We start from the raw sequence: 6,899 nt of genomic DNA, 5'->3' as shown, positions 1-6,899 counted from the left end.
AGCGCGCCGCGTGCGAGCCACGGCCGCACCGGCACCACCGTCGCGCCCGCCGCCGCAAATGCCGCGGCCGCACGCTCGATCGCCGCGCGCACCTCGGCCGCAACCTGCACGCCGTTGCCCGGATCGATCCACAGACCGATGCGCAGCCCTTTCGCGTCACGCTCGAGATTCAGCCAGTCGATCGGCTGATACGGCAGGCTCATGTGATCGCGCGCATCGGGCAACGCGATCGTCTGCATCGCGAGCGCCGCGTCCTGCACCGTTCGCGTCAGCGGCCCCGTCACGCGGCCCGGATACGGCTGATCGACCGGCACGCGGCCGAAGCTGGGCTTGAACCCGAACACGCCGCAGAACGCGGCCGGAATGCGCACCGAGCCGCCGATGTCTGAACCGAGATGCAGCGGCCCGTAGCCGGCCGCCGCGGCCGCGCCGGCCCCCGAACTCGAGCCGCCCGTATTGCGGCTCGGATCCCACGGATTGCGCGTCAGCGGATGAAAGCTCGACGCCGCGGCGCCGATCAGCCCGAAATCCGGCATCGTCGTCTTGCCGACGAATACCGCGCCCGCCTCGCGCAACCGTGCCGCCGGCGGCGCATCGTCGGCAGCCGGCGTCAGTTCCGTCGCCGCGCAGCCGAGCGGCACCGGCACGCCGCGCGTCGCGATGTTTTCCTTGATCGTGACCGGCACGCCGTCGAGCGGACCGGCCGGTTCGCCGCGCAGCCAGCGCGCTTCCGAGGCGCGCGCCATCGCGAGTGCGCCGTCGGGATCGAGCGCATAGGTCGCGCGGATCAGCGGCTCCCATTCGTCGATGCGCGCCAGCACGGCCTGCGTGACATCGACGGGCGACAGCGTCTTGCGGCGATAGCCGTCGACGAGCGTCGCGGCACTGAGTTCATGGAGCGGAGTGGTCGTCATGGGTTTTCGATGAACGCGCCGAACGGCGCTGTGACAGGAAACGTGCCGGTACCGACGGCGTCTGCGTGCGACGCGCTCATGCCGCGACGCGCGCTTGCTCGCGCACCGCTGCGTCGTGCGCGAACGCGGCGAGCCGCCGCTTCGAACGCGCCGGATCGAGCAGTACGACACCGAACGCGGCGGCGATGAGCAGCGCGATGCCGATCGATGCATAGACGACGCTGAATGCGCCGCTGTCGTGACCGAGGCCGCCCATCGCGTCCATCACCGCGCCGAGCAGAATGGGACCGAGTACGCCGGCCGTCGACGCGATCGATACCGAGACCGCGATCACGGTGCCGCGCTGCGACGCCGGCGTCATCTCGGCGACGATCTGCGGCCCGAATGCGTTCACCTGCATTACGAACGCGCCGCCGATCGTCAGCCATGCGACTTTCGCGGCCGGGCTCAGCCCCGTCAGCACCGCGAAATACGCGAGTGCGCCGACCATGCAGCAGCCGCTGCAGAACAGCCCGCGCGCGACGCGCGTCGACACGCCGCGCCCGAGCAGCGACTGCGACAGCGCATTGATGGCGAGGCCGACCGGCACCTGCACCGCGACCTGAAGCGCGAAGATCCAGCCCGTCGCCTTCGGCCCATAGCCGAGCACCGACGTCAGATAGACCGGCCCCCACGTGAGCCCGATGACGGCGATCAGCGCGGCGAGAAACCACTGCGCGGTCACGACGACGACCGTCCGGTCGAGCAGCAGACGACGATACGGGAGCGCACCGAGCACGTTCTCCGCCGCCGACGCCCGAGCCGCCGCATGCTCGCGCAAGTCGCCGCGCCCTTCTTCGCCCCACACGAGCCATATCGCGACCCAGACGAGCCCGACCACGCCGAGCGCGAGAAACGCCGCGCGCCACGAATAGTGCGCGACGATCGCGGTCAGCGCCGGCGCGGCGACGACGACGCCGATCGGCGCGCCGGTCTGCACGATCGACGTCGGCACGCTGCGCCTGTGATCGTCGAACCACTTGTACACCGCGTGCAGCGCGACCGGATACGCCGGCCCTTCGCCCGCGCCGAGCAGCACGCGGCAGACAAGCAGCGTGCCGAAGCCGACCGGCGTCGCCATCGGAAACTGCACCGCCGCCCAGACCGCCGCGAGCGCGAGCAGGATCCATTTCGTCTTCACGTAGCGTGTGAGCACGCCGCCCGCGACGCCGGCGATCGAATACAGCAGATAGAACGCGCTGCCGAGCAGACCGAACTGCGTCGGACTGAGCTGCAAGTCGCGCATCATCGGCAGCGCGACGAAGCCGAGCACCGACTTGTCCGCGTAGTTGATCATCATGAATACGAACAGCAGACCGACGATGTGCCAGCCCCGCTTCGCGTGCGAGTGTTCCGACATGGCTTCCCCCTGCTTGATCGACGCGCATTCGCGCATGCGTTTCAACACCGGTTCATCGGGTCCGCGAGCTCGCGGCAGGCGCGGCGTGATGCGCGCGCGGCGCGCGACGAAGCCGACGCCGTGCGTCGGTCACGGTTCCTTCGCTTGTCAGCTTGAGTGCGACGGCAGCGCGTGCACCGCTCAGGCGACGCGCTTCGGCGGATTGGCCGCTGCCTTCCGTGCGGCCAGATGCTCGATCAGGCCGGCCGTGAGCTTGTCGACGACGCTGTTGAAGATGCGCAGCTCGTCCGCAGGCAGCGCGCTCAGCATCATCTGCTCGAGCATGTTGCCGCGTTCGTAGGTGCGCTTCACGAGGTCTTCGCCGTCGGCGGTAAGAAACAGGTTGATCTGACGCGCATCCGCGCGGCCGACTTCGCGGCGCACGAAGCCGCGCTTGACCATTGCGCTGACGAGCTTCGACGCGTGGGTCTTTTCGAGCATCGTCAGTTCGATCAGGCGCGTCAGCGTCAGGCCCGGCTCGAGCGCGACGAGCCGCACGATGCGCAGATCGCGGATCGAGATGCCGAATTCGCTTTCGTAGACCTGCGTGCCGGCTTCCTTCGTCAGTTCGCTGAGCCGGTCGAGACGGAACGTCAGGTATTCGAGAATCGGATGGTCGGCCTTCCGCATGGGTCGCCTCGTCGGGCAGTGAGCATGCGATAGATTCTGTTCGCAATAGTTGAACGATTCAACTAAGAGGAAACACCTAGGAATGATCGGTCAACAGTCGCGCGGCCCTCTTTCTGGCGGCAAGCGCTTGGCTCTGCAGCCTCGAGCAACTGACCCGAACTATGCCGCGTCAGCGGTGCCAATTGCCGCGGAGATGGCTCCGAGAGCCTCGCGGCCGCGCCGGCACTGCGCCGACAACTTCACCGATCGTGTACGTGGCGCCAGCGGATGACACGACGCGTCCATCGCACATCGACATTCGGAACCACGCATCGCACGTGCATCAATCGTGAGCCGAAGCAATCCCATCGAGTTCGCGCATCGCATCGTCGGGCAACACGAGCGCACCCGCCGCGACGTTCTCGCGCAGATGCGCGACGGACGACGTTCCCGGAATCAGCAGGATGTTCGGCGCGCGGCGCAGCAGCCATGCGAGCGCCACCTGCATCGGTGTCGCGCCGAGCCGTGCGGCGATCGCATCCAGCGTCGACGATTGCAGCGGACTGAAGCCGCCGAGCGGAAAATACGGCACGTATGGAATACCGTCGCGGGCCAGCGCGTCGATCAATGCGTCGTCGTCGCGATGCGCGACGTTGTAGTGGTTCTGCACGCAGACGATCTCGCAGATCCGTCGCGCTTCGTCGATCTGCGCGGCGGTCACGTTGCTCAGCCCGATGTGCCGCACCAGCCCCTGCCGCTGCAGTTCGGCCAACGCGGACAGCGGCGCTTCGATCGAGCCTTCGGCCGGGCCGTGCGTGTCGAACATGATTCGCAGATTGACCACGTCGAGCACGTCGACGCGCAGATGGCGGAGGTTGTCGTGCACGGCCGATGCAAGCGCTTGCGCCGAGAATGCCGGCAGCCATGCGCCGTCCTCGCCGCGCTTCGCGCCGACTTTGGTCACGATCAGCAGATCGTCGCGATACGGATGCAAGGCATCGCGAATCAGCTGGTTGGTCACGTGCGGCCCGTAAAAATCGCTCGTATCGATGTGATCGACACCCAATGCAACGGCTTCGCGCAGCACCGCGAGCGCCGCCTCGCGATCTTTCGGCGGACCGAACACGCCGGGCCCCGCGAGCTGCATCGCACCGTAGCCGATGCGGTGCACGCGGCGACCTGCGAAAGAAAACGTGCCGGACTGATCGATGGCGGACATGGTCAAGCTCCTCTGACGACGATGAACGAGTGCCGCAGGTTACGCCACACTATGCTGCGCGATAATCCGTCACAATCTGCACGACCTGTACGAAAGGACGAACAATGCAAGCCGATCTGGGCGATCTGAACGCGTTCGTTGCCGTGGCGCGGGCGAAGGGTTTCCGCGAAGCGGCGAGAACGACGGGCACGAGCGCGTCCGGTCTTAGCGAGGCCGTGCGTCGGCTCGAGACGCAACTCGGCGTGCGGCTGCTTCATCGCACGACGCGCAGCGTGGCGCCGACCGAGGCCGGACAGCGGCTGCTCGCGCGGCTGAGGCCCGCGCTGAGCGAAGTCGAGGCCGCGCTCGACGTCGTCAACAGCTTCCGCGAGCGGCCGGCCGGCACGTTGAAGCTCAATGTTCCGCTCAGTGCGGCGCGGCTCGTGCTGCCGTCCGTCGTCCCGCGCTTTCTCGCGGCGTATCCGGAGATACGGCTCGAGCTCGTCGTTGAGGAAAACTTTGTCGACATTCTCGAAGTCGGCTGCGATGCGGGCATTCGCTACGACGAGCGCCTCGAGCAGGACATGATCGCGATCCCGATCGGGCCGCGTTCGCAGCGGTTCGCCACCGCCGCCGCACCCGATTATCTCGATCGGCGCGGCCGCCCGAATCACCCGAGCGAACTGCTCCATCACGCGTGCCTGCGTGGACGGTTTGCCAGCGGCTCGATGCCGCTGTGGGAGTTCGAGCGCGACGGCGAAGTGGTCCGCGTCGATCCATCCGGCCCGCTCGTCGTGCAGATCGGCGGTGCCGTCGATCTCGTCGTCGAGGCCGCGCGCTCGGGGCTCGGCATCGTGCATCTTTACGAGGAGTGGCTTCGTCCGCATCTCGACAGCGGTGCGCTCGAGCCCGTGCTCGAAGGCTGGTGGCGGCCGTTCTCCGGCCCGTATCTGTACTACCCGGGGCGACGTCTCGTCCCGGCGCCGTTGCGGGCGTTTATCGATTTCATCAAGGCAGAGGGCGAATAGGACGGCGTGGTGAGCGGGCAAGGTCGTCGTGCGGCGTTGGAACGAGTCGGTTCGATCGGCGGCAGGAGGATCGCCGCGGGTCGATATGGCGCGTCGCGGATTTTTCGCGGTCGCCACAATATTCGCGCGCCTGAAACGTCTTCGTAGACATGGATCGCCACCCACTTCGCGCACGATGACCGACCCCGACCGCGACATCACCGCGATAGTGATGCGAGAACGAGCGAGACTCGTGAATTTCATCCGGCGCCGCATCAGCAACCCGGACGATGCCGACGACATTCTGCAGGACGTCTTTCACGAGTTCGTGCAGGCTTATCGCCTTCCCGCGGCAATCGAACAGGCGAGCGCATGGCTGTTCCGCGCGGCGCGCAACCGCATCGTCGATCGGTTTCGAAAGAAGACGGAGCAACCGCTGTCCGACCTGCTCGACATCGACGACGACGCGAACGACGAATATCGCCTCGACCTTCCGCTCCCGACACACGACGCCGGCCCGGAAGCACTATACGCGCGCACGGTGTTGCTGAACGCGTTGCAGCATGCGCTCGACGAGTTGCCGCCGAACCAGCGAGACGTGTTCGTCGCGCACGAACTGGAAGGCCGATCCTTCAAGGAGATGGCCGCGCAAAGCGGCGTCACGCTCAATACGCTGCTCGCGCGCAAACGCTATGCGGTATTGCATCTGCGCGCGCGGCTGCAGCCGATTTATGACGAACTGGATATCTAGAGGAGTCTGCGAATGAATTTTCGAATCCGCTGTGCCGGCAAAGCGCTACTCGCCGTCATCGCCATCGTCGTGCTCGGATGGCTCGTCATGATGCTTTGGAACTGGGTGATGCCGGCGCTGTTCGTCGGTGCCCGTACGATCGACTTCGCACATGCGCTGGGCCTGCTGCTGCTCAGTCGCATCCTGTTCGGGGGATTCCGCGGACACCGCGGCTGGCACGGCCGGCGCCACTGGCGCAAGTGGGAATCGATGACGCCCGAGGAGCGCGAACGTGTGCGGAACGCCTGGCGATCCGGCAGCGAGCGGCGCGAGCAAGAGTAAGCATGCCGCGGCGACCGGCGCGCGTCGAATCGGACGCGCGTTTCCACCCATTCTAGACGCCGCCGCAGCAGCCGAACACGGCGATGCGCTCGCGATCGACCCTGCAGGATGGCATGCCCTTCAACGCCTTCGGTCATCAATTCCGCAATCAAGCCTCGGCTGTCGACATTGTCAGCATGTCGATCAAACTGCGCGAGGCAGCCGACAAGCGGCGATGCAGCGCATAGATGACGGAAAACGGTCGCGTGCGCCCGCGCGGATGAGGCAGTAGTTCGACGAGATCTCCGGCACGGATCCAATCCTCAACGATGAAGTCGCCGCAGTACGCGTCGAGGGCGGTACCTATCGGTCGATTCGCTGAGCAGGCACCGCACACATCGCTCCTGCGATCGACGAGGCGCATAGGCGCCTCCCGCGCACAAACGCGCTGCGGATGTGCTTCAGTCCCGGTCCCGGAACTGCGCAGGCGACAGGCAATGACGCAGCAGTCCCTGCGGCGGTACCAAGATCTGACCTACCGCTCGCGCGTCAGGCGGGACGATCTTGTCATTCAATATGCAGATGAGCTTCGAGCGTCTGCACCAGGACATGGATCTTCGGTGTCAACTGCCGCGCGACCGGCCATATGAGGCTGAGCGGCAAGCCGTCCGTTGCGGCTTCG

Annotated in this window: 8 protein-coding genes and 1 pseudogene; 3 read left to right on the top strand and 6 right to left on the bottom strand. The window is 66.4% G+C overall.

What is annotated here, in order from left to right:
* The 4 genes from HMPREF3115_RS05425 to HMPREF3115_RS05410 all read right to left on the bottom strand — a co-directional run.
* Positions 1 to 914, bottom strand: a 914-nt coding sequence (locus HMPREF3115_RS05425) for an amidase (RefSeq protein ID WP_070553633.1), incomplete at its 3' end; no start/stop codon positions are given.
* 76 nt (positions 915 to 990) lie between these two features.
* On the bottom strand, positions 991 to 2,313 hold the full coding sequence (locus HMPREF3115_RS05420; protein WP_070553635.1) for an MFS transporter: 1,323 nt from the start codon (positions 2,311 to 2,313) through the stop codon (positions 991 to 993).
* Positions 2,314 to 2,493: 180 nt separating this feature from the next.
* Positions 2,494 to 2,982 (bottom strand): MarR family winged helix-turn-helix transcriptional regulator, encoded by a 489-nt coding sequence (locus HMPREF3115_RS05415; RefSeq protein WP_006403020.1) that lies wholly within the window; start codon positions 2,980 to 2,982, stop codon positions 2,494 to 2,496.
* Between the two features lie 322 nt (positions 2,983 to 3,304).
* Positions 3,305 to 4,180, bottom strand: coding sequence for an aldo/keto reductase family oxidoreductase (locus HMPREF3115_RS05410; protein ID WP_069220369.1), 876 nt, complete (start codon positions 4,178 to 4,180; stop codon positions 3,305 to 3,307).
* Between the two features lie 104 nt (positions 4,181 to 4,284).
* Between HMPREF3115_RS05410 and HMPREF3115_RS05405 the strand changes: the two genes are divergently transcribed.
* From HMPREF3115_RS05405 to HMPREF3115_RS05395, 3 genes are all read left to right on the top strand, one after another.
* The gene (locus HMPREF3115_RS05405) at positions 4,285 to 5,187 is read left to right on the top strand and encodes a LysR family transcriptional regulator (RefSeq protein WP_070553631.1); all 903 of its coding nucleotides are present in this window, start codon (positions 4,285 to 4,287) and stop codon (positions 5,185 to 5,187) included.
* A gap of 175 nt (positions 5,188 to 5,362) precedes the next feature.
* Positions 5,363 to 5,917: an RNA polymerase sigma factor gene (locus tag HMPREF3115_RS05400; protein WP_059938648.1), complete on the top strand. Its 555-nt coding sequence runs from the start codon at positions 5,363 to 5,365 to the stop codon at positions 5,915 to 5,917.
* Positions 5,918 to 5,929: 12 nt separating this feature from the next.
* Entirely contained in the window at positions 5,930 to 6,238 is a 309-nt protein-coding gene (locus HMPREF3115_RS05395; RefSeq protein WP_059938651.1) for a hypothetical protein, read from the top strand.
* Positions 6,239 to 6,386: 148 nt separating this feature from the next.
* Here HMPREF3115_RS05395 and HMPREF3115_RS28640 read toward each other — a convergent pair whose 3' ends face one another.
* Both HMPREF3115_RS28640 and HMPREF3115_RS33035 read right to left on the bottom strand, forming a co-directional pair.
* Entirely contained in the window at positions 6,387 to 6,641 is a 255-nt protein-coding gene (locus HMPREF3115_RS28640) for a type 2 periplasmic-binding domain-containing protein (protein WP_371089352.1), read from the bottom strand.
* A gap of 143 nt (positions 6,642 to 6,784) precedes the next feature.
* Positions 6,785 to 6,899 (bottom strand): annotated as a pseudogene (locus HMPREF3115_RS33035) (LysR family transcriptional regulator); the annotation flags it as partial.

This window comes from Burkholderia sp. HMSC10F09, assembly GCF_001806955.1.
GTDB lineage: Bacteria > Pseudomonadota > Gammaproteobacteria > Burkholderiales > Burkholderiaceae > Burkholderia > Burkholderia multivorans.
The sequence above is the reverse complement of the archived record's forward strand: the minus strand, read 5'-3'. Positions and strand labels throughout refer to the sequence as shown.